Source organism: Microbacterium phoenicis, from assembly GCF_047302325.1.
Taxonomy (GTDB): domain Bacteria; phylum Actinomycetota; class Actinomycetes; order Actinomycetales; family Microbacteriaceae; genus Microbacterium.
Genome location: NZ_CP154849.1, coordinates 854,346 through 878,701 on the forward strand (window position 1 = coordinate 854,346; position 24,356 = coordinate 878,701).

The following is a 24,356-nucleotide window of genomic DNA, read 5'->3' on the forward strand; positions in this document are numbered from 1 at the left end:
AGGGCCCACGGGCCCCCTCGCTCCGCGCGTCGAAGCGGTGCGCGGCGAATACAGTGGGACGCATGATGGGACCGGACGAGACCTACATCGTGCGCCCCGCGCGGACCTCCGACGTCCCCCGCATCCAGCAGCTCCTGGAGCCGTGGGTGCAGCGGCGCATCCTCCTCGGCAAAGAGCGCGTCACCCTGTACGAGACCGTGCAGGAGTTCGTCGTCGCCGAAGCCGGTGACCGGCTCGTCGGGTGCGGTGCCCTCCACGTGATGTGGGAGGACCTCGGTGAGATCCGCACCCTCATCGTCGCCGACGACTGGCTGCACCGGGGAGTGGGCGGCGCCGTCGTCGACCTCCTCGAAGACAACGCCCGCGCGCTCGGGCTCAGCAGGCTGTTCTGCCTCACCTTCGAAGTCCCGTTCTTCTCCCGCCGCGGGTTCTCGGAGATCGGCGAGCAGGTCGTCGCCCCCGACGTCTACTCCCAGCTCCTCCGCAGCCCCGATGAGGGCGTCGCGGAGTTCCTGGACCTGGCGCACGTGAAGCCCAACACCCTGGGCAACACCCGCATGCTCAAGCAGTTGTAGGCGCGCCGGGCGGGCGTCCGCGAACCCCGCGCATACCCTGGACGCGTGAGCAGCCACACCCCCCGCCGCCGGCCGACCCCGGCCGTGTACCGCCGCCGACGGCTGGCCGTGCTGCTGCTCGCGGTCCTCATCGTCGGAGGCATCGTCGCGCTCGTCGTGTGGCAGCCGTGGCGTGGGATGACGGATGCCGCCTCCTCGCCCGCCGGGGATGCCCCGGCGTCCGCCGGTCCCGCACCGACTCCCGACGGATCCGTTCCGCCGACGCCCTCGGGCGCGCCGAGTCCGCGGGTCACGAGCTCCGCCGACGGCGACGGTGACGGATCCGGCGACAGCGGCGACCAGAAGCCGACCGACGTGCCGGCGTGCACGACGGGCGATGTGACGGTGACCGCCGGCGTCGACAAGGGCTCCTACGGAACGGGCGAGTTGCCCAAGCTCTCCATCACGCTCGTCAACGACACGGACCAGCCCTGCCTCATCAACGTCGGAACGGCCGCGCAGGCGTTCGAGATCACGAGCGGGTCGGACACGTGGTGGCGTTCCACCGACTGTCAGACGGAGCCGAGCGATCAGGTCGTCCAGCTGGATGCCGGGAAAACGGTCGCGAGCGCGAGTCCGATCGTCTGGGATCGCACCCGGTCCTCGGTCGACACGTGCGACGGTGACCGGCAGAAGGCGCTGCCCGGCTGGTACAACCTCTCGGTCAGCATCGGCGGAATCGGCTCGGCGGAGCCGGCGTCGTTCACGCTCCGGTGACTTACCTCCCGCACCGGGTTCTCTGAGAACATTCTCATCTGCGATCGCCCGTGCGGGGTGTTCCGCGGCGACCCTCGACGCGTACCCTGGGGGTCAGCTCCCGGCGGCACCCCTCCGTTGTCCCCAGCAACGGAGTCCTGCTCCCCCCAGAGGCAGGATTTCGGATCCCCCGGTTGCCGGTGAGCGATGGGCCCTCTCGACTTCTCCAGTCCCCAATGGGGAGTTCGAGGGGGCCCCCTTACGTTCGGGCGCTCGACGCGTTGATCTGCCGCATCCACTTAGGCTGAGGGGATGGCTGGAAAGAAGCGCGAGAAGAAGCCGCTGGAGTTCCGGAACACGGCTCTCGCCGATGCTCTTCAGACCCAGGACATGGCTGCCCTGGCGTTCGCTCTGCGGCACGGTCCGACGGTCGTGCCGCTCCTGCGTCCGGGTGCGCGGGACGACCCCCGGGACTCGGGCGAGGTGTGGACGTACCGCGACCCCGCCACTGGGGACGTCGCCCTGTTGCTCTTCAGCGACGCGGCCAACAAGCCCGCGACGCTGCCGCCGGGTGTCGGACTGCAGTCTCCCGCCTGGCTGCGCGCCTTCCTCGGCACGTACGGCGAAGAGATCACGACGGTGTTCTTCGACATCGCCGGCCCGCACCCCATGCAGGCCGCGCCGGCGGACCTCATCGCCGCACTCGACGCCTGACCCGCTCAGAAGTCGGGTCGGTCGTCCGGCCGGGGAGCGTGGTGGCGCGATCGCTGGGCGAGGGCATCCCGCAGGGTGCCGGCGCCCGCGTCTATGACCGCCTTGTATCCCAGTCGCGCCGCCTCGGACCGCCGCTGATCGTGCTGGGTGACCCGGCGGATCTCGCCCGACAGGCTCAGTTCGCCGATGGCCGCGAGCTTCGCGGGGTTCGGCCGTTCGGCCGCCGCACTCGCGATCGCGAGGGCGATGGCGAGGTCTGCGGCCGGCTCGGTGAGGCGCACCCCGCCGACCGTCGAGACGTAGACGTCCTGGTCCGACAGCTTGATGCCGGCGCGCTTCTCGAGCACGGCGAGGACCATCGCGACACGGGCGCCGTCGACGCCGCTCACGATCCGTCGCGGATTCGGCGCCGAGGTGTGGAGGGTGAGCGCCTGCACCTCCACGGGCAGTGCCCGCCGGCCCTCGAGCGCGACGGTCACGCACGTGCCGGGCTCGCTGGGACGGTTGCTGAGGAAGAGCGCGCTCGGATCGGGCACTTCGGCGATGCCGTCGCCGGCCATGTCGAAGCATCCCACCTCGTCGGTCGCCCCGAACCGGTTCTTGAGCGCCCGCACGAAGCGCAGCGACGTCTGCCGGTCGCCTTCGAAGTGGCAGACGACGTCGACGAGGTGTTCGAGGATCCGCGGCCCCGCGACCTGGCCGTCCTTCGTGACGTGCCCGACGATCACGACGGGCAGGTCCCGTTCCTTCGCGACGCGGATGAGGGTGGATGCCACCTCCCGCACCTGACTCGGCTGTCCCGCCGCCCCGTCGATGAGCCCTGACGAGACGGTCTGCACCGAGTCGACGATGAGCAGGTCGGGCCGCACGTCGTCGATGTGCCCGAGGGTCGCGGCGAGGTCGGTCTCGCTGGCGAGGTAGAGCTCGTCGTGCAGCGCTCCGGTGCGTTCGGCGCGCAGCCGCACCTGGCTGAGGGACTCCTCCGCGCTGACGTAGAGGACGCGCCGCCCGGCGCGCGCGCTCTGGGCCGCGACCTCGAGGAGGAGGGTCGACTTGCCGACCCCCGGCTCGCCCGAGAGCAGGATCGCCGCACCGGGGACGATGCCGCCGCCCAGGACGCGGTCGAACTCGCCGACTCCGCTCGAGCGTCGCGGCGTCTCGCGGGTGTCGATCTCGGTGATGCGACGCGCGCTCCGCGTCGGCGCGATCGGGGTGACGGATGCCGTGATCCCCGTCTGCGTGGCGGCCTCGACGACCGTGCCCCACTGCTGGCATTCGCCGCAGCGGCCGACCCACTTCGCGGTCGTCCAGCCACACTCGGTGCAGCGGAAGGCCGCGGTCGGTGCGGGTCGTCGTGAAGCCATGCGTTCAGGCTAATCGCGGCATCCGACATCACCGCCGTCGTGCGGTGGGCGGGCTCAGCGCAGCGAGGCGGCGACCGTCTTCAGAGCGTCGGCGGAACGGTGGAAGAGTGCGAGCTCGTCGTCCGAGAACGACGTCTCGAGGATCGGCCGGGCGCCCGCGCTGCTGACGACGGACGGCACCGAGAGCGCGACGCCGTCGACGCCCTGGAAGTCGCTCAGCACGGTCGACACGGGCATGACCGCGTGCTGATCGCCGAGGATCGCCTCGACGATGCGGGCGCTCGACAGGCCGATCGCGTAGTTCGTCGCGCCCTTGCCGCGGATCACCGTGTAGGCGGCATCCCGCACATCGACCGCGATGCGGTCGAGCTCCTCCACCGTGAAGGGCGGCTGCCCGTCGAGCGGCTGCCAGTCGAGGATCGGGACGGTGCCGATCGTCGCGCGCGACCAGTGCGGGAACTCGGTGTCGCCGTGCTCGCCGACGATGTAGGCGTGGACGCTCGAGGTCGACACCCCCGCGCGCTGCGCGAGCTTCCAGCGCAGGCGGGACGTGTCGAGCACGGTGCCGGACGCGAAGATCCGCTCGGGCGGGAGCCCGGTGACCTCCTGCCCGATGACGGTGAGCACGTCGCACGGGTTCGTGACGATGACGTAGACGGCGTTGGGTGCGACCTCGAGGAGCTCGGGCAGCATCCGCTTGAGGATGCCGGCGTTCACCCCGGCGAGCTCGGTGCGGGTCTGCCCGGGGTTCTGCTTGGCCCCCGCGGTGATGACGACGACGTGGGAACCCGCGGCGACCGAGACGTCCGACCCGCCGGAGATGTCGCTCGATCCGGTGAATTGCGCCCCATGGGCGAGGTCGAGGACCTCCGCCTCGACCTTCTCGGCAGCGATGTCGTACAGGGCGACGTGGCGTGCCGATCCGCGGATGAGGGCGGCGTAGGCGACGCTCGATCCGACGGCGCCCGCGCCGACGACGGTCAGTTTCGAGTTCTCGATGACGCTCATACCGCCAGTGTGGCAGTGGACGGATGCCGAATGCCCGGATCCAGCCGTGCAAATCAGATGGGCTGAGTGTCGGCGGCGGCGGGCCGGCGGATGCCGAGGAACGAAACGACCCCGCCCAACACCATGAGGACCGCCGTGACGATCGCAGCCCGGTGGAAGCCGTCGAGGTCGAGCGCGCCGCCGATGATGACCGCGAGGATCGCGATGACGACGAGCCCGGCGATCCGCGAGACGGCGTTGTTGGTCGCCGAGGCGATGCCCGAACGCTCGCCGCCGATCGCGCCGAGGATCGTCGATGTCAGGGGGGACACGGTGACGCCGAGCCCCAGACCGAAGACGACGAGACCCGGCAGGACCTGCGTCCAGTAGTCGAAGTCCTCGCGGACGGCGAGCAGCATCAGCGCGCCGACCGCCATGACGAGCGGGCCGACCGTCATGAACAGGCGTGGGCCGAACCGGTTCACCCACCCGCCCACGACCGAACTGAGCGCGATCAGAGCCACGGTCGTCGGCAGGCTCGCGAGCCCGGCGAAGGTCGCGCTCAGCCCCGCGCCCTGCTGCAGGTACACGCCGACGACGAAGCCGTTGAGCGAGAGCGCGGCGTAGATGAAGAAGGTGGCGAGGTTGCCGGTCCAGAAGTTCCGGACGCGGAAGATCCCCAGCGGCAGGATTGGCGAGCGCACCGTGCGCTGACGAAGCAGGAACGCCGTGAACAGGAGGATGCCGGCGGCCAGCGGCATCCAGATCGCCGGATGCCCCCACCCCAGGTTCGGCTGTTCGATGAGCGCGAAGACGATGCCGCCGAGGCCCAGGGTGCACAGGGCCGCGCTCACGAGGTCGATGTGCGCGTCGTCGCGGCGGTGGTCGACGTGGCCGAGGCGGGACAGGAGGACGAACGTCACGGCGATCGGGAGGATGTTGACGAGGAACGCGAACCGCCACGACAGCAAGTCGACGAACAGGCCGCCGATGAGGGGTCCGGCGAGGTTGGCGGCCGTCGTCCACGCGGTCCATTGGCCGATCGCGCGCGCCTGCGCGGGGCCGTTCAGCAGCGACGTGATGAGGGCGAGCGAGCTAGGGACGAGGAACGCGCCCGCGGCGCCCTGCAGCGCCCGGGCGATGATCAGCACGACCGGGTCGGGTGCGAGACCGACGCCGATCGACGCGATCCCGAAGCCGATCAGCCCGATCCGGAGGACGAGCACGCGACCGAACGCGTCGCTCACCGACCCCGCGAACAGGATGAGGGAGCTTAGGGTGAGGAGGTAGGCATCCACCGCCCATTGCTGCGTCGACAGGCCGCCGCCCAGCTCATCGCGGATGGCGGGGAGGGCCACGTTGACCACGGTCCCGTCGAGGAACGCGACAGCCGAGGCGAGCGCCGCGATCGCGACGATCAGCCCGAACCGGGGGGATGTCGTCGGAGCGCTCACAGCCTCACGTTACGCCCGGGGCCGGGCCGATCGGGAGGTCGAGCCGACGGGAACAGCTGTCATTCCGGGAGTGGAACGACAGATCGCGTCGGGTCGAGGTCGGCGAGGGGAGCTGCGGGGAGGGCGATCCAGCCTTCCCGGCGGGCGCGGACGAGTGCTGCGGGCGGGACGGGGTGCGTCGCGCGCAGCGCGTGTGCGCGGGCGATGAGCGCGGCGACGACGGCGTCGAACGCGTCGTCGGATGCTTCCATCAGCGCACGCTGGTCGGGGGAGACGGTGAGCCAAGGGGCTGCGGCGAGAAGGTTCGCCGTCGCCGCACGGCGGGCCGCGGCATCCGTCTTGTATCCGGACACGGCGACGCCCCAGAGGCGGAGGGATGCCGCCGGGTAGACCTCGACGAGTCGTCCCGTCGCGCCGGACCGATCGACGACGTCGCCGGTGTCGGCGAACGCGGCGAGCAGGTCGGCGCACCGCATGGCGGTGAGTCCCAGTCGATCGGTCGAGACGCTGAGCGGGAGACGTCCCGTGATCCGGTGGGTGGCGCGGTCGGTCTCGCGGTAGGCGAGCCGGCGGCGTCCCTCGATGCCGCGCAGGTCCGGATCGGGTGCCTCGCCCCGTGCGTTCGCCGCGACGTAGGCGATGAAGTCGTCCGGCCAGCCGAACGCGCAGTCGATTCCGACTCGGGCTGAGCCCTGCGCGAGCCCGACGATGTCGCCGTCCGTGTTGCCGAGGCGGAGCGTCGTGAGTTCGGAGCTGCCGGCGCGCCAGTCGACGACCGCGACCGCCGTGCGCGCCGGCTGCGCCGCGAGGTCGACTCCGGTGGTGATCACACCGCGACGCTACCCTTCCGACCGTTCGGCGAGAGGTCGCAGATGGTCGCCGTGCCAGGCGGAAAGCGGCCATCTGAGACGGCTCGGCGAACCACGATGAGGCTCGGTTCGCGGCATCCGCTCTCGTGTCGTAAGCTGGACGACGGTGACGTGTCCGAGCGGCCGAAGGTGCAACTCTCGAAAAGTTGTGTAGGGTAACCCCCTACCGTGGGTTCAAATCCCACCGTCACCGCCATGAAAACCCCTGCTGATGCGGGGGTTTTCGCTTTACGCGGGCGTTCCCGGACGTCCCTCTCGACCCGACGCGAACTGCATCCAGCCGCAGCAGACGAGCGCAGTTCGCGTCGGCTCGACGCGCGTCAGCCGAGCAGCTCGCTCAGCAACGTCTCGACGCGATCGCGGATGTCGTCGCGGATGCGGCGGACGTCGTCGATGCCCCGACCCGCCGGGTCATCGAGCTCCCAGTCCTCGTAGCGCTTGCCGGGGAAGATCGGGCAGGCGTCGCCGCAACCCATCGTGATCACGACGTCCGACTCGCGGACCGCATCTACGGTCAGCAGCTTCGGGGTGTTCGCGGCGATGTCGATGCCTTCTTCCGCCATCGCGTCGATCGCGACCGGGTTGATCCGGTCCTTCGGCTCCGAGCCGGCCGACAACACCTCGATGCGGTCGCCGGCGAGGTGCTGCAGGTAGCCGGCGGCCATCTGCGAGCGGCCCGCGTTGTGGACGCAGACGAAGAGGACGGTGGGGGTGGCGGTCATGGGGTGTCGTGTCCGTTTCGAGTCGATCGGCGTTCGAGGAGGAGGGTGTCGCGCCAGTGTCCCGCATGGGGGCCCAGCGTCGAGCGCGCGATGCGCTCCCGCCGCCCGACGATCCGGAAGCCGGCGCTTTCGTGCAGCCGCAGGCTCACCTGGTTCTCGGGGAAGACGCTCGACTGAATCGTCCAGTAGCCGGCCGCTTCCGCGGCGTCGATGAAGGCGTCGAGCAGCGCGCGTCCCACACCCCGGCCCGTATCGGCGGGGTCTACGTAGACGGAGTGCTCGATGACGCCCCGGTATACGTGGCGGGCGGACACGCGGGATGCCGCGACCCATCCGACGACGCGGTCGTCGGCGTCAACGGCGACGAGGCGCGCGTCCGGCACCTTGCCCGCATCGAACGCTTCCCAGGTCGGCGTGGACGTCTCGAACGTCGCCTCGCCCTCGGCGATGCCGGCGGCGAGGATGCGTTCCACATCGGGCCAGTCGAGGCCCACCATCGGGCGTGTCCGTGTCATCAGCAGCATCCCCCGGCATCCGTCGAGCAGACCCCGGTCGCCGGCAGCGCGAGCTCGACCTGCGTCGCAGAGCGCATGTCTCCGTCGATCCACGCCGCGACCGAGCGCACCTGCTCGTATCCCGTCGCCAGCAGGAAGGTCGGTGCGCGGCCGTAGGACTTCATGCCGACGATGAAGAAGCCGTGTTCGGGATGCCGCAGCTCGTCGAACCCGTGCGGTTCGACGGTGCCGCAGGAGTGCACGTTGGGGTCGATGAGCGGCGCGAGTCGCACCGGTGCCTCGACGATGTCATCGAGGCCGAGCCGAATCTCGCGCAGCATCGACAGGTCGGGCCGGAAGCCGGTGGCGGCGACCACGAGGTCGGTGTCGTGGACGGATGCCGCGCCCCGCCGCATCCCGATCAATCTCACACCGCGCGCCCGGGGCTCCACCGTCGCGATCTCGAACGCGTCGATCTTCTCGACGATGCCGCGGCGTACAAGCGCGTCCAGCCGTGACCCGAGCGCGGCCCGGTCGCCGAGATCGTCGTCCGCGGACGACGAGACCCGGACCGCGGAGTCGTTGCGGATCAGCCAGGTGATGCGGGTACCCGGTTCGGACTCGGCGAGCGTTGCGAGCGCGAGGAGCGTGTTCGCGGCGGAGTGTCCGGCGCCCACCACCGTCGTATGCCGCCCCGCGAAGCGCGCCCGGTCGATGCCGAGGACATCGGGGAGGGGGTGGACGAGCCGGTCGCCGAGATCGGGCGCGCCCAGCGGATCGAGGCCCGTCGAGCCCAGCGGATTGGGGGAGTCGAACGTTCCCGAGGCGTCGATGACGGCGCGTGCCGTGAGGTCGACGACCCCGTCGGCCGTGGCGTAGCGGACGAGGAACGGCGTCGTTTCGCGGCCGGTGCTGCGGGTGCGATCCATGCCCTCGCGCGCGACGGCGAGGACCCGAGACCCGTAGCGGATGCGGGAGCGCAGTGCGTCGAGCGCGGCGAGCGGAGCGACGTAGGCGTCGATCAGCTCGCGCCCGGTCGGTGCGGCATCCGCGTCGGGCTCGGTCCACCCCGAGGCCTCGAGCAGTCGGCGCGATGCGGGATCGACGAGATGCCGCCACGGCGAGAAGAGGCGGATGTGGCCCCACCGGCGGACGGCGGCCGCAGGTTCGTCGCCGCTTTCGAGGACGACCACGTCGATGCCGCGCTCGACGAGGTTGGCCGCCGCGGCGAGTCCGATGGGCCCGGCACCGATGACGACGACGGGGAGGGCGTCGATTCGGGGCGCGGTGGCGGCGCGGGGCGTCAGGTCGAGCAGCGTCATCCGGTCCTCCGATATCCATGGATGTCGATGGAAAGTATGCTCGTATCTATCGATGGCTGTCAATATCGATTAGCATCGATGCATGGAGACGATGCTTCCCGTGATCTCGAGCGGTCCGATCGACGCGGCGGCATGCTGCGCGCCGCTCGTGAAGGAGCCGATCAGCCAGACCGAGGCGGAGCGCCTGGCCGCGACGATGAAGGCCCTCGCCGATCCCGCGCGCTTGCGGCTGCTGTCGATCGTCGCGTCGTCGGCCGATCAGGAGGCCTGCGTCTGCGACCTGATCGAGCCGATCGGCCTCTCGCAACCGACCGTGTCGCATCACCTCAAGGTGCTGACCGAAGCCGGCTTCCTCTCTCGCTCCAAGCGCGGGACGTGGGCCTACTACCGGCTACAGCCCGACGCGCTCACCGGCGTCGCGGACTTCCTCACCGTCTGATCCCCGCCCCACGCCGCCCACCCGACGCGAACTGCGCTCATTCCCGCCCCGAACGCGCACTTCGCGTCGGCTCGCTTCGCCGACCCGCCGCCCTAGAGTGAATCGGATGCCACGACGGGGGAGGCGACGATGCTCGTGACGGTGACCTATGCGCCGACGGACGGTCAGGATGCGACCGCGCTCGGATTCCTCGTGCACAAACACCCGGCCAAGGTGCAGACGTTCTCGGCACCCGTCGGCGACATCCACGTCTTCTACCCCGAAGCGACTCCCGAGCGGTGCACCGTCGCGGTAATGCTCGAGGTGGATCCGATCGCACTCGTCCGCAACAAGCGGTTCCGAGGGGATGCCGGGGCTCTCGGCCATTACGTCAACGACCGCCCGTACGTCGCCTCGAGCATGCTCGCCGTCGCGATCGGGACCGTCTTCCGCACCGCGATGACCGGTCGCAGCGATTCGTACCCCGAGCTGGCGGCATCCGCTCTGCCGCTCCGGATCGAGGTTCCGGTGGTCTCGGCCCGGGGTGATGAGGATCTCGTGCGCCGATTGTTCGAGCCGTGCGGGTGGACGGTCGAGCAGACCCGCATCGCGCTCGATGACGAGCACCCGGAGTGGGGCGACTCGCGCTACAGCTCCGTCGTCCTGACCGGCGAGGTCCGGCTCGCCGAGGCGCTTCGCCAGCTCTATGTGCTGCTCCCCGTCCTCGACGACGCGAAGCACTACTGGGTCGGCGACGACGAGATCGGCAAGCTCGAACGGGCCGGCGAGGGGTGGCTCGCAGACCACCCCGAGCGCGACCTCATCACGCGGCGCTACCTCGTGCACCAGCGTGCGCTGCTGGACGATCCCGCTCCGGCGGACCGTCCGACACCGCTGCGCCAGCACCGCGCCGAGGCCGTCCTCGCCGCGCTCGCCGAGGTCGGCGCACACCGCGTCGTCGACATGGGCTGCGGCCCCGGAGCGCTCCTCGCCCGCTTCGTGAAGGACCGTTCCTTCACGAAGATCATCGGCGTCGACGTGTCGGCCCGGTCGCTCGAACAGGCCGCACGGATGCTGCGGCTCGCCGAGGCATCCGATGCCGAGCGCGAGCGCATCGACCTGCTCCACGGCTCGGTCGTCTACCGCGACGAGCGGCTGCGGGGGTTCGACGCGATGGTGCTCATGGAGGTCGTCGAGCACGTCGACCCGTCGCGGCTCGGCGCCCTCGAAGACGCCGTCTTCGCCTCGGCCGCGCCCGGCTCTGTCGTCGTCACGACCCCCAACGCCGACTACGACGTCCTCTATCCCGACCTGCCCGCGGACGCGTTCCGCCACGACGACCACCGCTTCGAGTGGACGCGCGACGAGTTCCGCGCGTGGGCCGAGGGGGTCGCCGCCCGTCACGGCTACACCGTCTCGTTCCGATCCGTCGGTGAGGTGGATGCCGACCGCGGCGCCCCCACGCAGCTCGCCCTGTTCCGGAAGGAGGCCGAGGCATGACCGTCCTCGACATCCCCGCCCTCTCGCTCGTGGTCCTCGTCGGGGCGTCCGGATCGGGCAAGTCGACTTTCGCGCGGGAGCACTTCGGCCCGTACGAGACGCTCTCGAGCGATGCCTTCCGCGGGCTCGTCGGCAACGACGAGTCCGACCAGTCCGTGACCGCCGCCGCCTTCGACGCGCTGCAGTACGTCGCCGGCAAGCGTCTCGACGCAGGCCTGCTCACCGTCGTCGACGCGACGAGCGTGCAGCCCGAGGCGAGGCGCAAGCTCGTCGAGCTCGCGAAGGCCCACGACGTGCTCCCCGTCGCGATCGTCTTCGACGTGCCCGAGCCGGTCTCGGTCGAACGCAACGCCGCGCGCACCGACCGTCACATCCCCGCGGGCGTCGTGAAGCGGCAGAACGACCAGCTGCGCCGCGGTCTCCGCCACCTCGGGCGCGAGGGCTTCCGCAAGGTGCACGTGCTCCGGAGCCCTGAGGACGTCGCCGATGCCACGATCGAACGCACCCGCCTCCTCAACGACCGCACCGATGAACGCGGCCCGTTCGATGTCATCGGCGATGTGCACGGATGCCGCAGCGAGCTCGAGACCCTCCTCGGCCGGCTCGGCTACGAGCTCGTGCGAGACGAGCAGGGACGGGCGGTCGACGCGCGGCATCCCGAACAGCGTCGCGTCGTGTTCGTCGGCGACCTCGTCGACCGCGGGCCCGACGTCGTCGGCGTGCTGCGCCTCGCGATGGGGATGGTCGCCTCGGGGAGCGCCCTCGCCGTCCCGGGAAACCACGAGGCCAAGCTCGTCCGCGCGCTCCGCGGCGCGAAGGTGACCATCTCGCATGGACTCGAAGAGACGCTCGCGCAGTTGGCGGGCGAGAGTGCGGAGTTCCGCGAGCAGGTCGAAGCGTTCTGCTACGACCTCGTGTCGCACCTGATCCTCGACGAGGGGCGGCTCGTCGTGGCGCACGCCGGGCTCAAGGAGCAGTACCACGGTCGCGCGTCCGGACGTGTGCGCGCCTTCGCCCTGTACGGCGAGACGACGGGCGAGACCGATGAGTACGGGCTGCCCGTGCGGCATCCGTGGGCCCAGGACTACCGCGGCAAGGCCGTCGTCCTCTACGGGCACACGCCGGTGCCGACGGTCGAGTGGGTGAACAACACCGCGTGCCTTGACACCGGGTGCGTCTTCGGCGGCGCGCTCTCGGCGATGCGCTACCCGGAGCGCGAGGTCGTCTCGGTGCCGGCGGAGCAGGTCTGGTACGAGCCGATCCGTCCTCTCGTGCCCGCGGCGCCCGTACGCGCCCCCGGTGTGCTCGACCTCGCCGACGTGCAGGGCAAGCTCATCGTCCAGACGAGCCTGCACGGCCGCGTCGGCATCCAGGAGGAGCAGTCCGCCGGCGGTCTCGAGACGATCAGCCGCTGGGCGACCGACCCGCGGTGGCTCATCCACCTGCCGCCCACGATGTCGCCGCCGAACACGTCGGCACGGGAGGGCTACCTCGAGCACCCCGACGAGGCCTTCGCGACGTACCGCGCGAACGGGGTGACTGACCTCATGGCCGAGGAGAAGCACATGGGCTCGCGCGCGCTCGTGCTCGTCTCGCGCGACCCGGCGCGGTTCTCGGCGCCCGAGGGATGGCGCGGCGCGATCCACACGCGAACCGGTCGCCCCTTCTTCACGCCCGACGTCGAGGCCGACATCCTCGGCCGTCTCGATGCGGCGATCGAGCGCGCCGGTCTGTGGGACGAGCTCGGCGCGTCGTGGGTCCTCCTCGACGCCGAGATCCTGCCCTGGTCGCTCAAGGCCGGCGACCTCATCCGGGACCTCTACGCCTCGGTGGCCGCTGCGGCAGAGACCGCGACGGATGCCGCCGGTGCGGTGCTCGCCCGGGCCGCGGCATCCGGGATCGACGTCAGCGACCTCGCCTCACGGAACCGGGCACGCGCCGAGGGTGCGCGCGGATTCCGCGCGGCCTACCGCCGGTACGTCGGCGACGAGTCCGAAGCCCGCATCGCGCCGTTCCAGGTGCTGGCCGCGGGCGAGGAGACGTTCGAGACGCGCGACCACGGGTGGCACCTCGGGATCGCCGACCGGCTCGTCGAGGCCGCGCCCGACCTCGTGGCGCCGACGCGGCGGCGACGGATCGACCTCGGGGAGGAGGCATCCGTCACTGCGGCCGTCGACTGGTGGGAGGAGCTGACCGGCGCGGGCGGGGAGGGCATGGTCGTGAAGCCGTTCGCCAACCTCACGCGCACCGAGAAGGGGCTCGTGCAGCCGGGCATCAAGGTGCGCGGGCGCGAATACCTGCGGATCATCTACGGCCCGGACTACACCGAGCCCGCGAACCTCTCGCGCCTGCGGGACCGCAACGTCGGACACAAGCGTTCACTCGCCGCGCGCGAGTACGCCCTCGGGATCGAGTCGCTGCATCGCTTCACCGCCGGCGAGCCACTCTGGCGCGTGCACGAGGCGGTGTTCGGCGTGCTCGCCCTGGAGTCCGACCCGATCGACCCGCGCCTGTAACGACTTGACGACGTCGAGCCGTCGCAGATGGTCGCGTCTCGACCGGGTAGGCGACCATCTGCGACGCTTCGGCGCACGAACGAGCGGGATGCCGGGCGCCGGCATCCCATAACGGTTCGAGAATCTGCGCACCACCCCTTCCGGCCGACCGGCGCGACTTCGTAGCGTGGACTCCATGGCGCGTGACGACGACCGACCCGAGGATCTCTACACCGGACCCATCGACCTGGCGGCGCTCGCCGCGGCCGAGGACGGCGATCTCGAGATGCCCGAGATCAGCTACGACGAGCAGCGCTACCCCGCCCGTCCCCGTCGCCTGCGCCCGCGCGACAACCTGCGCGGCAGCAGCGTTCGCCGCATCCGGACCGACCCGCGCACCGCGAACGGGACGAACCCGTCGTACGTCGAGTGGCTGGTACGGCAGTCGATGCTGAAGGATGCCGACGTGCTCGCGCGTCAGCTGTCGGGCCAGCCGACGATGTGGCGGAACGCCTATGCGCGCCCCGACGCGCGTCGCGCGATCGCGACCAGTGACGTCTGGTTCACCGCCTATCCGATCTCGCTCATCACGCGGCCGGGGCAATCGTTCCTCTCGGCGCTCGGCGACGAGGAGCTGTGGTCGGTGTTCGAGCGGATCGGCATCACCGCCGTCCACACCGGCCCCGTTAAGCGAGCCGGCGGCATCGAGGGCTGGGGCGAGACCCCCAGTGTTGACGGGCACTTCGACCGCATCAGTACGGCGATCGATGCGACCTTCGGCACGGAGGACGAGTTCCGTGCCCTGTGCGACGTCGCCGACACGCACGGCGGCAGCATCATCGACGACATCGTGCCCGGCCACACCGGCAAGGGCGCGGACTTCCGCCTCGCCGAGATGGGCTTCAAGGACTACCCCGGGATCTACCACATGGTCGCGATCCCGCCCGAGGACTGGCACCTGCTGCCCGACGTCCCCGAGGGCTACGACAGCGTCAACCTCGACCCTACGACCGAGCACACGCTCGCCGAGCACGGCTACATCATCGGCGCCCTGCAGCGCGTCATCTTCTACACGCCAGGCGTGAAGGAGACGAACTGGAGCGCGACGGCGCCCTCGATCGGCCCCGACGGCGTGACCCGACGCTGGGTGTACCTGCACTACTTCAAGCAGGGCCAGCCCTCGATCAACTGGCTCGACCCGACCTTCGCGGGCATGCGACTGGTCATCGGTGACGCGCTGCACTCCCTGGGCGAGCTCGGCACGAGCGCGCTGCGCCTCGACGCCAACGGCTTCCTCGGCGTGGAGAAGAGCGCCGAGGGTCTGCCGGCGTGGTCCGAGGGTCATCCACTCTCGCACGCCGCGAACCACATCATCGCGGGCATGGTCCGCAAGGTCGGCGGGTTCACCTTCCAGGAGCTGAACCTCACGATGGAGGACATCCGCGACACCGGTGCCGTCGGCGCCGACCTGTCGTACGACTTCATCGGTCGCCCCGGCTACCACCACGCCCTCGCCACGGGGCAGACCGAGTTCCTGCGCCTGGCTCTCACGTCGTCGCTCGCGCTCGGGGTCGCCCCGGTGCAGCTGGTGCACGGACTGCAGAACCATGACGAGCTCACCTACGAGCTCGTGCACTGGGCGACCCGCCACGCCGACGAGGAGTACGCCTTCCGCGGCGACACGATCACGGGCGCCGACCTCGCCGAGGTCGTCCGCGCGGAGCTGACCGAGAAGCTGGTGGATGCCGGTGACTACAACCGCGTCTTCACGCAGAACGGCATCGCCTGCACGACGACGTCGCTCATCGCGGCGACCCGCGGCATCCCGACCCTCGACGACATCACCGAGGCGGAGGTGCCCGCCATCCGCGACGCGCACCTACTGCTCTCGGCCTACAACGCCTGGCAGCCCGGAGTCTTCGCCCTGTCGGGCTGGGACCTCGTCGGCATGCTGACGCTCCCCGGCGACGAGGTGGCCGACCTGATCCGTGTCGGTGACACGCGCTGGATCGAGCGCGGCGCGCACGACCTGCTCGACGTCGACCCCGACGCGACCCGATCGACGTCCGGCATGCCCCGCGGCCGCGCGCTGTACGGTCCGCTCCCCGCTCAGCTCGAGGACCCCGAATCGTTCGCCTCGAAGTTGTCGGCGATCCTCGACCTGCGCCGCGAGTACGGCATCGCGACTGCGACGGCCGTCGACATCCCCGAGGTCGCGCACGCGGGCATGCTCGTGCTCGTTCACCGTCTCGACGAGGGGATGCCGGACGCCGACGCGCCTCTGCAGGTGACCGTCCTGAACTTCTCGCCCGAGCCGATCGAGGGCACGGTGCGCTCCGAGCACCTGACCCCGCAGAGCGACGTCTTCGACGCGGCGCAGGGGGAGGTCATCGGCCGGGTCGACGATCTGCAGAGCTTCTCGGTGTCGCTGCCCGCCTACGGTGCGCGGTTCCTCGTCCTGCAGCCGCAGATCGAGGAGGACTGACGCGGCGCTGCGCAAGCCCCCGCGCGATGTCGGGGACCCTGCGTAGCGTCATGTCATGACTGATCAGAGCAGCTTCCCCGAGAACGACCCTGCCGACGAGCCCGAGATGCTCGGCGGACCGAGCGGCGACACTGCGGTGAAGGACCCCGACGAGTGGGTCACCGGCGACGAGCCGATGACAGGCGCGCAACGCAGCTACCTCGACACCCTGGCGCGCGAGGCGGGGGAGGAGATACCCGCGAACCTGACGAAGGCCGAGGCCTCCGAGCACATCGATCGCCTGCAGCAGGCGACCGGCCGCGGCGCCTCGAACTGACCGCGCAGACGCCGCGCTCGCCCGATCAGGCGAGTGCGGCGTCGATCCCGGCCAGCGGCACGGGCAGCCAGTCCGGACGGTTCCGCGCCTCGTAGATCGATTCGTAGACCGCCTTGTCGAGTACGAGTGCTCGCAGCAGTGCAGGGTCCAGCTCGATCGCTCCTGGGGCCGCGTCATACGCCGACAGGAACGCCTCACGGCACGACGCCGCCCAGGCCGCGGCATCCGGACCCGCTCCCACGGCGCCCGCATAGTCGAACGAGCGCAGCATGCCGGCCACGTCACGCGGCGGCAGGTCGGGGATCGCACGCTCCGCCATCGGGCGGAGCGGCTCGCCCTCGAAGTCGACGATGCGCCAGCCGCCGTTCGGCACGGCGAGCACCTGACCCAGGTGCAGGTCGCCGTGGATCCGCTGCAACCGCGGCCACGGGCGCTCGAGCGCCTCGGCGTAGACAGCGTCGATGGCCGCGAGCCGGTCGGCGACGGCGGGAACCTCGGCCGACGCGATCGCCAACCGGCGACGCCATGCGCGGCCGACGGCCTCGAGCTGCTCGGGCGAGGCGTCGACCGACTCGAGCGCGTCGCCGAGTGCGCCGTGCACGCCGGCGACCGCGACCCCCAGGTCGCGCGCCGCGTCGGTGAAGTCGCGTCCCTCGCGAGCAGCGTCGAGCGCGATCGCCCAGCCGTCGCGGACGCCGGGCAGGAACTCCTGCGCGAACCCGAGGGTGCCCTGGGCGGTGCCGGTCTCGCGGCCGACGTCAGGCCACTCGGCATCCGCACTGCCGAAGAACTTCGGCACGTAGGGAGACCCCGCGTCACTGAGGACGCGCTGGACGGTCACGTCCGGGTTCTCGCCGTGGTGCAGGGTGCGGAACAGCTTGAGGATGATCGTGGGCGACCCGTCGACCTCGTACACGATCGAGGTGTTCGACTGCTCGCCGGTCAGCACCCGCGAGCCGGTGACGCGGCTCGTATCGACGCCCATCTGCGCGAGAAGGCCGACCGTGAAGCCGGGATGCCGCGTCGCGTCGATCAGCCGGTGCCCATCCTCGGTCGTGGTGACGACCTCCTCGTCCGGCGCGTCGGCAGCCTCGGCGAGGGGCACGTTGTAAAGCGTGGGAAGCGCTCCGGCGTCATCCATGAGGAGGTAGCTCGTGGCGCCACCGGGCGCCGGCTGCGCATCGAGGATGCGGAACCGCGGATCGTGACTCTTGCCCGCGTACCAGCGCTGTCGCGCCACCCAGGCGCTGAGGTCGTCGTCGAATCGCACACGATCACTGTGGCGCGGCGAAGCGGGATCGCGGAAGGGGTGGACGGCGATTCGTGCGGGCGGTAGGAGCGCGCGAGTCAGACCACGGGGAGCCGGACCGTGAACGCGGTCCGGCCGGGTTCGCTCTGCACATCGATCGTGCCGTCGTGGGCCGACACGATGGCCTGGGCGATCGAGAGCCCGAGGCCGGTACTCCCGGCATCCCGATTGCGAGACACGTCGGCCCGCGCGAACCGTTCGAACAGCCGTTCGCGGATCTCCGGTGCGATGCCCGGACCGTCGTCGGCCACCTCGATCACGGCGGAGTCGCCCTCGCGGCGGAGCGTGAGCGTGACGGTTGTCCCCGGCGGCGTGTGCGTGCGGGCGTTCCGCGTCAGATTGGCGACGACCTGGCGCAGCCGGTTGTCGTCGCCGGCGACCTCGACCGCGTCGTGCTCGCGCAGATCGAGGAGCCAGGTGTGTGCCGGGTCCGTCGCGTGCGCATCGCTGACCGCATCGATGGCGAGCATGGTCAGATCGACCGAGTCGCGTCTCAGCTGCTGACCGGCGTCGAGCCGTGCGAGCAGGAGCAGATCCTCGACGAGGTCGGCCATCCGGGTCGACTCCGACGCGATGCGGTCGAAAGCCCTCTCCTGGGTCGGCGTCATGGGCGCGTTCTCGCCGAGGGACAGCTGCGCGTATCCGCGGATCGAGGCGAGCGGCGTCCGCAGCTCGTGACTCGCGTCGGCGATGAAGCGTCGCAGCTGGTCCTCGCTGTGCTGGCGGGACGACAACGCCGCCTCGATGTGCGCGAGCAGGACGTTGAGGGAGTGACCGACGCGCCCGACCTCGGTCGTCGGGTCGGTGTCGGGCTCGGGTACCCGTTCGGGGATCTCGACGTCGCCGATGGCGAGGGGGCGCGCGGCGACCCGATCCGCGACGACCGCGACCCGCTCCAGCGGGCGCAGCGAACGCCGGACGAACAGTGACAGCCCGATGAGGACGAGTGCCAGGGCCGTTCCCGCGACGCTGACGAGGATGACCGTCAGAGCCGACGTGGTCGCCGTCACCTCCTCGACGGACATCCCGGCGACGACCTTCTCCCCGTTCTGCTCCCGGGCGGCGAGGCGGAACTCGCCGATCCCGCCGCCGAGGTCCACCGTGACGGGGGTGCGCGCCGACAGGTCGGCACCTCTGATCGCGTCGAGCTGATCCGCGTCGAGGGAACGTTCCTCCCCGTCATCGCCGGTGTAGCTCGAGACGACCGTGTCGTCGTCGCGGAACAGGACGAACAGCGACCCGATCCGCGGTGCGGGACGATCGCCGCGGTCTTCGGTGGACGACGTCGGGGAGGGGGAGGGGGCGCCGCCCATCCCGCTGTCGAGCCGACCGAATTGCAGCGACTCGACGACCTGGGCGTCCAGGCGGTCGTACACGAAGGTGCGGAGCGCGAGGGAGGTGGCGAGTCCTGTGACCACCAGGGTCAGCGCGACGAGCAGGCCCGTTCCGATGACGAGAGTCCGGCGAAGCGTCCACCCGCGCGGATCGAACCGTCGGGTTCGCACGGACGCGGTCATCGCGCCGACTTGATCGTGTACCCGACGCCGCGCACCGTGTGGATCAGCGGTTCGCCGAGCGTGTCGATCTTCTTGCGCAGGTAGGAGATGTAGATCTCGACCACACTCGACGTCCCGCCGAAGTCGTAGCTCCAGACCTGGTCGAGGATCTGTGCGCGGGTGAGCACCCGCCGTTGGTTCTGCATCAGATAGCGCAAGAGGTCGAACTCCTTCGCGGTGAGGGCGATCGCCGTGCCGCCTCGGGCGACCTCGTACGTCTCTTCGTCGAGCGTCAGGTCGCCCACGCGCAGGAGGGAGTCGGCGGCCGCGGCTGCCGCGACGTGACGACGGGCCATCCCCCGGAGCCGGACGACGACCTCCTCGAGGTTGAAGGGCTTGGTGAGGTAGTCGTCCCCACCGGCGCTGATGCCGGCGATGCGGTCCTCGACGGCGTCCTTCGCGGTCAGGAAGAGGACGGGCACGTCGTTTCCCGCCGTCCGAAGGCGCTTCAGGACCTCCATGCCGTCGATCCCCGGCATCATGATGTCGAGCACGAGGAGGTCGGGTGCGAACTCCCGGACGAGGTTGAGTGCCTCCTGCCCGTTGGCCGCGGTACGGGCGTCCCAGCCCTCGTTCTGCAGGGCCATCCGCAGCAGATCGCTGAGGTTCGCCTCGTCCTCGACGACGAGCACGCGGACGGGGGAGCCGTCGACGCGGGTGAGCGGCGTGGGCCGGGGAGCGTTCATGGGTTCAGCTTTCCTGGTTCGGGAGGGGAATGCGACCGTGCGACGGCCGAGGAGATGGCCGTCGCACGGTCGGGGATCAGGAGCGGCCGCCGCCACCGCCCGGATGGGCGCCGCCGGGGCCGCCGCCCATCCCGCCGGCGATGGCCTCGCCCGCGGTGGCGGTGACGGATTCGCCTCCGACGGTCACGGTGTAGGCGCCGTCCCCTGCGACGTCGGACGAGGAGAACACGACCGTCTCGAACTGCTTGGCGGCCGCCGTGGATGCGATGACGGTGCCGTCGGCATCCGTGATCTCGATCTCATCGCCCGCCGCCCCGCTGATCGTCGCGGCGACCCACGCCTGCGCCGACGCGGCATCGGGGGATTCGGCCATGCCCGAGCTCCCGACGGCCAGGAGGGTGCCGCCGGTGACCTCGAAGCCGCCGTTGCTGTCGAGCGCGCCGTTGCCCTGCATGGTCGGACCCCAGACGACGATGTCGCCGCCGGTCACGGTGACCGAGCCGTTCGAGTCGATGCCGTCGCCGCCGGCGTCGACCGTGAGCGTGCCACCCGAGATCGTGATGGTCTCGCCCGTGTCGGACATGCCCCCACCGCCCGGGCCGCCGCCCGCGCCGCCTTCCGTGGCGGAGTCGGTTGCGGAATCGCCGCTGCCGTTGAGTCCGTCGTCGGATGCCGTCACGGCGACCTCTCCGCCGCTAATGGTGATGTCGGTGGCCTCGAGGCCCTCGGACGATTCCGCGATGGTCAGGCTGCCCGCGGCGATCTCCAATGCGGCGTCGGCGTGTGCTCCGTCGTCGCCGGAGGAGACCGTCGTCACGCCGCCGACGATCCCGATCGAGCCGTTGGAGTGAAGGCCGTCGTCGGTGGCGGTGACATCGACCGTTCCGTCGCCGATCGAGACGACCACTCCTGCGCTGATGCCTTTGGCCCCGGCATCCGCCGCACCCTCCGCTCGGAGGGTGACGGTCCCGCCCGTGATGACGGCATCGGTGGCCGCCGCGATCCCGTCGTCACCGCTGGTCGCCGAGACGGTACCGCCCGAGATCCACACGTAACCGCGGGTGGCGTCCTCGTCGTCGTCGCTCTTGAGAGCGTCGCCTCTCGCGGCGAGGTCGAGGGTGCCGCCCGAGATCACGAGCGCGTCCTTCCCGCGGAGTGCGTCGTCGGCGGCATCCACCGTGATCGTGCCCGAGGTGATCGCGAGGTCGTCCGTGCTCGTGATGCCGTCGTTGCCGTTCCCGGTGACGGCCAGCGAACCGGTGCCCGTCACCGTGAGGTCGGCGTCGGCGTAGATCGCCGCGTTGGCCTCGGCGGCATTGTCGTACGAGGATGCGTCCGACACGCTGTTCCGGCTTCCCTCCGCGAGGGAGAGGACGACGTCGTCGGCCGTCGTCACAGAGATCGCGGCCCCGTCGGCGTTGGTGATGTCGACGCCGTCGAGGATCAGGACGACCTGCGCGTCCTCGGGGGCGGCGACGACGACCGACCCGGTGAGGTCCCCGCTCAGGCGGTAGACGCCCGCGGCGGTGAGGGTGACGGTGTTGCCGCTCGCATCCACGCCGTCTGCGGATGTCGTCGCGGATGAGCCCGTCAGCGTGATGTCCACGGCGTCGTCCGCCGACCAGTCGTCGTCGGCGACGACGGTGGCCTCCTGGTTCGCGGCGAGCACCGCGGCAGGGTCGAGGTCGGAGTCGACGGCCGCTTCGACGGCGGTCGTCGTGCCGCTACCGGTCGTCGACGTGGTGGCGCTCCCTGACGTGGTGACCCCGGTGACGGCGCAGCCGGTCAGCAGGAGTCCGGCGAGGGCCAGGGGCAGGGTCGGAAGGATCAGGCGGCGGCGCATGGCAGCTCCTCGGGGTGAGAGATGGTGGTGGACGGTTCGGAGAAGGCTCCGCGCAGGAGCCGGCCCCAGCGGTTGCGGGGCAGGTCGGGGCTCAGCGCGGCGAGACCTGTGGCGTACTTGCTGACCGAGACGGGTCGATGTCCCGCGCGCCAGAGCAGTCGGTCGAGAGACGATGCCGACGACGGTGACTTCGTCTCGAGGATGGCGAGACCGGGGAGCGCGAAACCGGCACCGTCCGGGCGTTCCCATCGGAGGTCGGTGTCGATCGTCGCCCGGGACGACCCGTCGGGCGCGAGCAGCGTCGCCCGGGAGTACCGGGTCGTGAGGGTGGCGTCCAGCTCGTCGACGCGACGGGTGTCGACACCGATCGCGGCGAAGGCAGCGGCCACGTCCTCCTTCGCGCGTCGGGTCAGCACGGCGCGCCGGGTGATGTCGTACTCGGATCGGTCCTTCACCGTCGTCCCGCGCGCGCCCCGGGTCTTGATCTCGAGGTAGGCGGCGTCCGTGTCGACGTAGGTGCGGGTGCGCAGTTTGAAGCGGCGGCGTCGGGGGTGCGCGGCCATGTGGAAGCTCAGGAGGTCCGGCGTGTCGAAGTAGACCGATTCGTACGCGAATCTGCGCGCGCCGGCGATCTCGAGGATGCGGGTGCCGTCGTCGATCCCCCCGAGGAGGTGGGCGAGCGCGGTCTGCGGGATGACGTACTTGCGGTCCACGCGTGCCAGCAGGGCGGCGTCCGCGATCATCTCGTCGAGGCCGACCGCGCCGAATCGGGCGAAATTGTCGGCGGGGGCGTTCATCGGATGACCTCGGCAGCGACGCGGGCCTCCGTGCTGATCCGGAAGCGCACGTCCACGAGCGTCGTGTCGTTCACGAAGTCGAGCTCTTGCACCGTGAGCGAGGTGATCTCGCCGCCGACGCGCTGCCCGACGACGGCGCGAAGGGTGGCCTCGTCGGACTCGGCGCGGTCGAGCCGGACGATCTGGTGGCGGCTGCGCGAGAGGACGCGTGGGTGATCGGCCGCCCACAGGACGCCGAGGATCAGGGCGATGAGCGCGGCGACGGGCCGGATGTCGGTGGTCGGCAGGCCCGCCATGAGGCCCATCGCGAGGGCGGCGAAGTAGTACGCCACTTCGCGCTGCGAGATCTCGGACGACCGGAGCCGGATGATCGACAGCACGCCGAACAGACCGAGGCCGAGGCCGAGCGCGACCTCCGCCGTTCCCAGCACGCTCGCGACGGCCATCACGCCGACGTTGACGCCGAGGAAGGCGACCACGAGGTCCCGCCGCCGGTGGCGCCGGTAGTAGAGGCCGAGGCTCAGGACGAGGGCGGCGGCGAGGTCGATCGCGATGAGCAGGATCGAGGGGATGGTCATGGGTTCCTCCGGGGATCTGTGGTGACGATCTCCATCCGAGTCGGGATACCTTCACCGTTCATAAGAGACGCATTGACGGCCGATTCGAGCGGTGGCCGCTGCGGGTTACGGGCGAAGACGACGCCGCGCTGGATCAGGTATCCCAGAACGAACAGCGCGGTTTCGGTGGCAACCTTGGCGGGCACGATCCCCATGCCGAGCGCCGTGAGGGCGCTCATCCACGCGATGTTCGTGGCGAGGAGGGCGGCGGCGAGGGCGGCGTATCGCATGGCCTCGCGCACGAGCGGCCCACGACCCTCGCGTCGGAAGACCACCCGGCGGTTGAGGGCGAAGTTCATGCTCGCGCTGACGATGCGGGACGCGACGATCGAGGGGACGAGAGCACCGGTCGCGGCGTGGAGGATGAGCAGAAGGACGGCGTCGAGAGCGAACGAGAGCAGCGAGGACGCCGCGAACAGGAGGAGCGGCATCCCGATCCTGAGCGTGTCGACGACAGGGCGGAAGTGGCTCGAAGCGTTACCGGCGACGTAGACGGTCTCGATGGGGACCTCGACCGTCGACCACCCGTCCCGACGGCACCGGAGGAGGACGTTCTGCTCGTACTCGAAGCGATCCCCCCGCTGCTGGAGCAGCCAGGGCAGCATGACGGCGGGGATGCCGCGCAGTCCCGTCTGCGTGTCGGAGAGGGACCAGCCGGCGCTCGCGCGGAACGCGGCGCGTGCGGCTCGATTGCCGACGCGGCTGCGGAGGGGATTGCCGGGACGGTCGACGTCTCGGCATCCGAGCACCATCACCGGGTCGCCGCGGTCCACCGCCGCGACGGTCGCGTCGCCGACGCGCAGGATGTCGCACGCCGTGTGCTGCCCGTCGGCGTCGGCGGTGACCACGACACGGCCGGGGAACGCGTGCATCGCGTGGGTGACCCCTGTCCGCAGTGCCGCGCCCTTCCCGCGGTTGCGGACGTGGCCGAGGACGGTCGCCCCGAGGATGGATGCCTCGGCGAAGACGACGTCGTACGCCGGCCCGCTGCCGTCGTCCACCAGGACGACCGGTGTGCCGGGTGCAGCAGCCGCGAGATCGCGGAGGAGGTCGAGCAAGGCGGCGCCCGGCTCGTAGGCGGGGATGAGGACGATCACG

At 70.7% G+C, this 24,356-nt stretch carries 22 protein-coding genes and 1 tRNA gene; 9 read left to right on the forward strand and 14 right to left on the reverse strand.

The window, feature by feature from the left end:
- Window positions 1-62: 62 nt before the first annotated feature.
- The 3 genes from ABCU91_RS04210 (at window position 63) to ABCU91_RS04220 (ending at window position 2,024) form a co-directional block, all read left to right on the forward strand.
- Window positions 63-575, forward strand: a complete 513-nt coding sequence (locus tag ABCU91_RS04210) for an amino-acid N-acetyltransferase (RefSeq protein WP_413354913.1) — start codon at window positions 63-65, stop codon at window positions 573-575.
- Window positions 576-620: 45 nt separating this feature from the next.
- Complete coding sequence (locus ABCU91_RS04215; protein WP_413354914.1) at window positions 621-1,331, forward strand: hypothetical protein; 711 nt, start codon at window positions 621-623, stop codon at window positions 1,329-1,331.
- Window positions 1,332-1,622: 291 nt separating this feature from the next.
- Complete coding sequence (locus tag ABCU91_RS04220; protein ID WP_065571708.1) at window positions 1,623-2,024, forward strand: dehydrogenase; 402 nt, start codon at window positions 1,623-1,625, stop codon at window positions 2,022-2,024.
- Window positions 2,025-2,029: 5 nt separating this feature from the next.
- On the opposite strand, the gene radA is transcribed toward ABCU91_RS04220, so the two are convergent.
- The 4 genes from radA to ABCU91_RS04240 are packed head-to-tail and all read right to left on the reverse strand — an operon-like array spanning window position 2,030 to window position 6,659.
- The gene (gene radA / locus ABCU91_RS04225; RefSeq protein WP_413354915.1) at window positions 2,030-3,388 is read right to left on the reverse strand and encodes a DNA repair protein RadA; all 1,359 of its coding nucleotides are present in this window, start codon (window positions 3,386-3,388) and stop codon (window positions 2,030-2,032) included.
- Between the two features lie 54 nt (window positions 3,389-3,442).
- Entirely contained in the window at window positions 3,443-4,396 is a 954-nt protein-coding gene (locus ABCU91_RS04230) for an L-lactate dehydrogenase (RefSeq protein ID WP_133398754.1), read from the reverse strand.
- A gap of 53 nt (window positions 4,397-4,449) precedes the next feature.
- Window positions 4,450-5,829: an MFS transporter gene (locus tag ABCU91_RS04235; RefSeq protein WP_406922814.1), complete on the reverse strand. Its 1,380-nt coding sequence runs from the start codon at window positions 5,827-5,829 to the stop codon at window positions 4,450-4,452.
- A gap of 59 nt (window positions 5,830-5,888) precedes the next feature.
- The gene (locus ABCU91_RS04240) at window positions 5,889-6,659 is read right to left on the reverse strand and encodes a DUF429 domain-containing protein (protein WP_413354916.1); all 771 of its coding nucleotides are present in this window, start codon (window positions 6,657-6,659) and stop codon (window positions 5,889-5,891) included.
- A gap of 144 nt (window positions 6,660-6,803) precedes the next feature.
- Between ABCU91_RS04240 and ABCU91_RS04245 the strand changes: the two genes are divergently transcribed.
- Window positions 6,804-6,894 (forward strand) — tRNA-Ser (locus ABCU91_RS04245).
- Window positions 6,895-7,018: 124 nt separating this feature from the next.
- Here ABCU91_RS04245 and ABCU91_RS04250 read toward each other — a convergent pair.
- The 3 genes from ABCU91_RS04250 to ABCU91_RS04260 are packed head-to-tail and all read right to left on the reverse strand — an operon-like array spanning window position 7,019 to window position 9,236.
- On the reverse strand, window positions 7,019-7,420 hold the full coding sequence (locus tag ABCU91_RS04250) for an arsenate reductase ArsC (protein WP_413354917.1): 402 nt from the start codon (window positions 7,418-7,420) through the stop codon (window positions 7,019-7,021).
- Complete coding sequence (locus ABCU91_RS04255) at window positions 7,417-7,935, reverse strand: N-acetyltransferase family protein (RefSeq protein WP_413354918.1); 519 nt, start codon at window positions 7,933-7,935, stop codon at window positions 7,417-7,419. The genes ABCU91_RS04250 and ABCU91_RS04255 overlap by 4 nt, the downstream gene beginning before the upstream one ends.
- Window positions 7,935-9,236: an FAD-dependent oxidoreductase gene (locus ABCU91_RS04260; protein ID WP_413354919.1), complete on the reverse strand. Its 1,302-nt coding sequence runs from the start codon at window positions 9,234-9,236 to the stop codon at window positions 7,935-7,937. The genes ABCU91_RS04255 and ABCU91_RS04260 overlap by 1 nt, the downstream gene beginning before the upstream one ends.
- Before the next feature lie 82 nt (window positions 9,237-9,318).
- On the opposite strand from ABCU91_RS04260, the gene ABCU91_RS04265 reads away from it, so the two are divergent.
- The 5 genes from ABCU91_RS04265 to ABCU91_RS04285 all read left to right on the forward strand — a co-directional run bounded on the left by ABCU91_RS04265 (window position 9,319) and on the right by ABCU91_RS04285 (window position 16,450).
- On the forward strand, window positions 9,319-9,675 hold the full coding sequence (locus tag ABCU91_RS04265) for a metalloregulator ArsR/SmtB family transcription factor (protein WP_413354920.1): 357 nt from the start codon (window positions 9,319-9,321) through the stop codon (window positions 9,673-9,675).
- Window positions 9,676-9,804: 129 nt separating this feature from the next.
- Window positions 9,805-11,154 carry a 3' terminal RNA ribose 2'-O-methyltransferase Hen1 gene (locus ABCU91_RS04270; protein ID WP_413354921.1) on the forward strand — a complete coding sequence of 450 codons (1,350 nt, stop codon included), beginning with the start codon at window positions 9,805-9,807 and terminating at the stop codon, window positions 11,152-11,154.
- Window positions 11,151-13,670, forward strand: a complete 2,520-nt coding sequence (locus ABCU91_RS04275) for a polynucleotide kinase-phosphatase (RefSeq protein WP_413354922.1) — start codon at window positions 11,151-11,153, stop codon at window positions 13,668-13,670. Before ABCU91_RS04270 ends, ABCU91_RS04275 begins: the two co-directional genes overlap by 4 nt.
- 175 nt (window positions 13,671-13,845) lie before the next feature.
- Window positions 13,846-16,134: a maltose alpha-D-glucosyltransferase gene (treS, locus tag ABCU91_RS04280; protein WP_413354923.1), complete on the forward strand. Its 2,289-nt coding sequence runs from the start codon at window positions 13,846-13,848 to the stop codon at window positions 16,132-16,134.
- 55 nt (window positions 16,135-16,189) lie between these two features.
- A complete protein-coding gene (locus ABCU91_RS04285; protein WP_406922805.1) occupies window positions 16,190-16,450 on the forward strand; it encodes a DUF3072 domain-containing protein in 261 nt (86 codons plus the stop codon).
- 25 nt (window positions 16,451-16,475) lie between these two features.
- Here the strand turns inward: ABCU91_RS04285 and ABCU91_RS04290 are convergent, their stop codons facing one another.
- The 7 genes from ABCU91_RS04290 to ABCU91_RS04320 form a co-directional block, all read right to left on the reverse strand.
- Window positions 16,476-17,720 carry a phosphotransferase gene (locus ABCU91_RS04290; protein ID WP_413354924.1) on the reverse strand — a complete coding sequence of 415 codons (1,245 nt, stop codon included), beginning with the start codon at window positions 17,718-17,720 and terminating at the stop codon, window positions 16,476-16,478.
- A 77-nt stretch (window positions 17,721-17,797) separates the two neighbouring features.
- Window positions 17,798-19,276, reverse strand: a complete 1,479-nt coding sequence (locus tag ABCU91_RS04295; RefSeq protein WP_413354925.1) for a sensor histidine kinase — start codon at window positions 19,274-19,276, stop codon at window positions 17,798-17,800.
- Window positions 19,273-20,001, reverse strand: a complete 729-nt coding sequence (locus ABCU91_RS04300) for a response regulator transcription factor (RefSeq protein ID WP_413354926.1) — start codon at window positions 19,999-20,001, stop codon at window positions 19,273-19,275. The genes ABCU91_RS04295 and ABCU91_RS04300 overlap by 4 nt, the downstream gene beginning before the upstream one ends.
- Before the next feature lie 76 nt (window positions 20,002-20,077).
- A complete protein-coding gene (locus ABCU91_RS04305; protein WP_413354927.1) occupies window positions 20,078-21,844 on the reverse strand; it encodes a carbohydrate-binding domain-containing protein in 1,767 nt (588 codons plus the stop codon).
- On the reverse strand, window positions 21,829-22,641 hold the full coding sequence (locus ABCU91_RS04310) for a polyphosphate polymerase domain-containing protein (RefSeq protein WP_413354928.1): 813 nt from the start codon (window positions 22,639-22,641) through the stop codon (window positions 21,829-21,831). The genes ABCU91_RS04305 and ABCU91_RS04310 overlap by 16 nt, the downstream gene beginning before the upstream one ends.
- Window positions 22,638-23,219 (reverse strand): DUF4956 domain-containing protein, encoded by a 582-nt coding sequence (locus ABCU91_RS04315; RefSeq protein ID WP_413354929.1) that lies wholly within the window; start codon window positions 23,217-23,219, stop codon window positions 22,638-22,640. Before ABCU91_RS04315 ends, ABCU91_RS04310 begins: the two co-directional genes overlap by 4 nt.
- Window positions 23,216-24,355, reverse strand: coding sequence for a GtrA family protein (locus tag ABCU91_RS04320; RefSeq protein ID WP_413354930.1), 1,140 nt, complete (start codon window positions 24,353-24,355; stop codon window positions 23,216-23,218). The genes ABCU91_RS04315 and ABCU91_RS04320 overlap by 4 nt, the downstream gene beginning before the upstream one ends.
- Window position 24,356 lies beyond the last annotated feature (1 nt).

Excerpts from the sequence above, each read along its gene's own strand:
- ABCU91_RS04210 (WP_413354913.1), top strand. The coding sequence starts at position 63 with ATGATGGGACCGGACGAGACCTACATCGTGCGCCCCGCGCGGACCTCC.
- ABCU91_RS04220 (WP_065571708.1), top strand. The coding sequence starts at position 1,623 with ATGGCTGGAAAGAAGCGCGAGAAGAAGCCGCTGGAGTTCCGGAACACG.
- radA (WP_413354915.1), bottom strand. The coding sequence starts at position 3,388 with ATGGCTTCACGACGACCCGCACCGACCGCGGCCTTCCGCTGCACCGAG.
- ABCU91_RS04230 (WP_133398754.1), bottom strand. The coding sequence starts at position 4,396 with ATGAGCGTCATCGAGAACTCGAAACTGACCGTCGTCGGCGCGGGCGCC.
- ABCU91_RS04250 (WP_413354917.1), bottom strand. The coding sequence starts at position 7,420 with ATGACCGCCACCCCCACCGTCCTCTTCGTCTGCGTCCACAACGCGGGC.
- ABCU91_RS04255 (WP_413354918.1), bottom strand. The coding sequence starts at position 7,935 with ATGACACGGACACGCCCGATGGTGGGCCTCGACTGGCCCGATGTGGAA.
- ABCU91_RS04260 (WP_413354919.1), bottom strand. The coding sequence starts at position 9,236 with ATGACGCTGCTCGACCTGACGCCCCGCGCCGCCACCGCGCCCCGAATC.
- ABCU91_RS04265 (WP_413354920.1), top strand. The coding sequence starts at position 9,319 with ATGGAGACGATGCTTCCCGTGATCTCGAGCGGTCCGATCGACGCGGCG.
- ABCU91_RS04270 (WP_413354921.1), top strand. The coding sequence starts at position 9,805 with ATGCTCGTGACGGTGACCTATGCGCCGACGGACGGTCAGGATGCGACC.
- ABCU91_RS04275 (WP_413354922.1), top strand. The coding sequence starts at position 11,151 with ATGACCGTCCTCGACATCCCCGCCCTCTCGCTCGTGGTCCTCGTCGGG.
- treS (WP_413354923.1), top strand. The coding sequence starts at position 13,846 with ATGGCGCGTGACGACGACCGACCCGAGGATCTCTACACCGGACCCATC.
- ABCU91_RS04285 (WP_406922805.1), top strand. The coding sequence starts at position 16,190 with ATGACTGATCAGAGCAGCTTCCCCGAGAACGACCCTGCCGACGAGCCC.
- ABCU91_RS04295 (WP_413354925.1), bottom strand. The coding sequence starts at position 19,276 with ATGACCGCGTCCGTGCGAACCCGACGGTTCGATCCGCGCGGGTGGACG.
- ABCU91_RS04300 (WP_413354926.1), bottom strand. The coding sequence starts at position 20,001 with ATGAACGCTCCCCGGCCCACGCCGCTCACCCGCGTCGACGGCTCCCCC.
- ABCU91_RS04305 (WP_413354927.1), bottom strand. The coding sequence starts at position 21,844 with ATGCGCCGCCGCCTGATCCTTCCGACCCTGCCCCTGGCCCTCGCCGGA.
- ABCU91_RS04310 (WP_413354928.1), bottom strand. The coding sequence starts at position 22,641 with ATGAACGCCCCCGCCGACAATTTCGCCCGATTCGGCGCGGTCGGCCTC.
- ABCU91_RS04315 (WP_413354929.1), bottom strand. The coding sequence starts at position 23,219 with ATGACCATCCCCTCGATCCTGCTCATCGCGATCGACCTCGCCGCCGCC.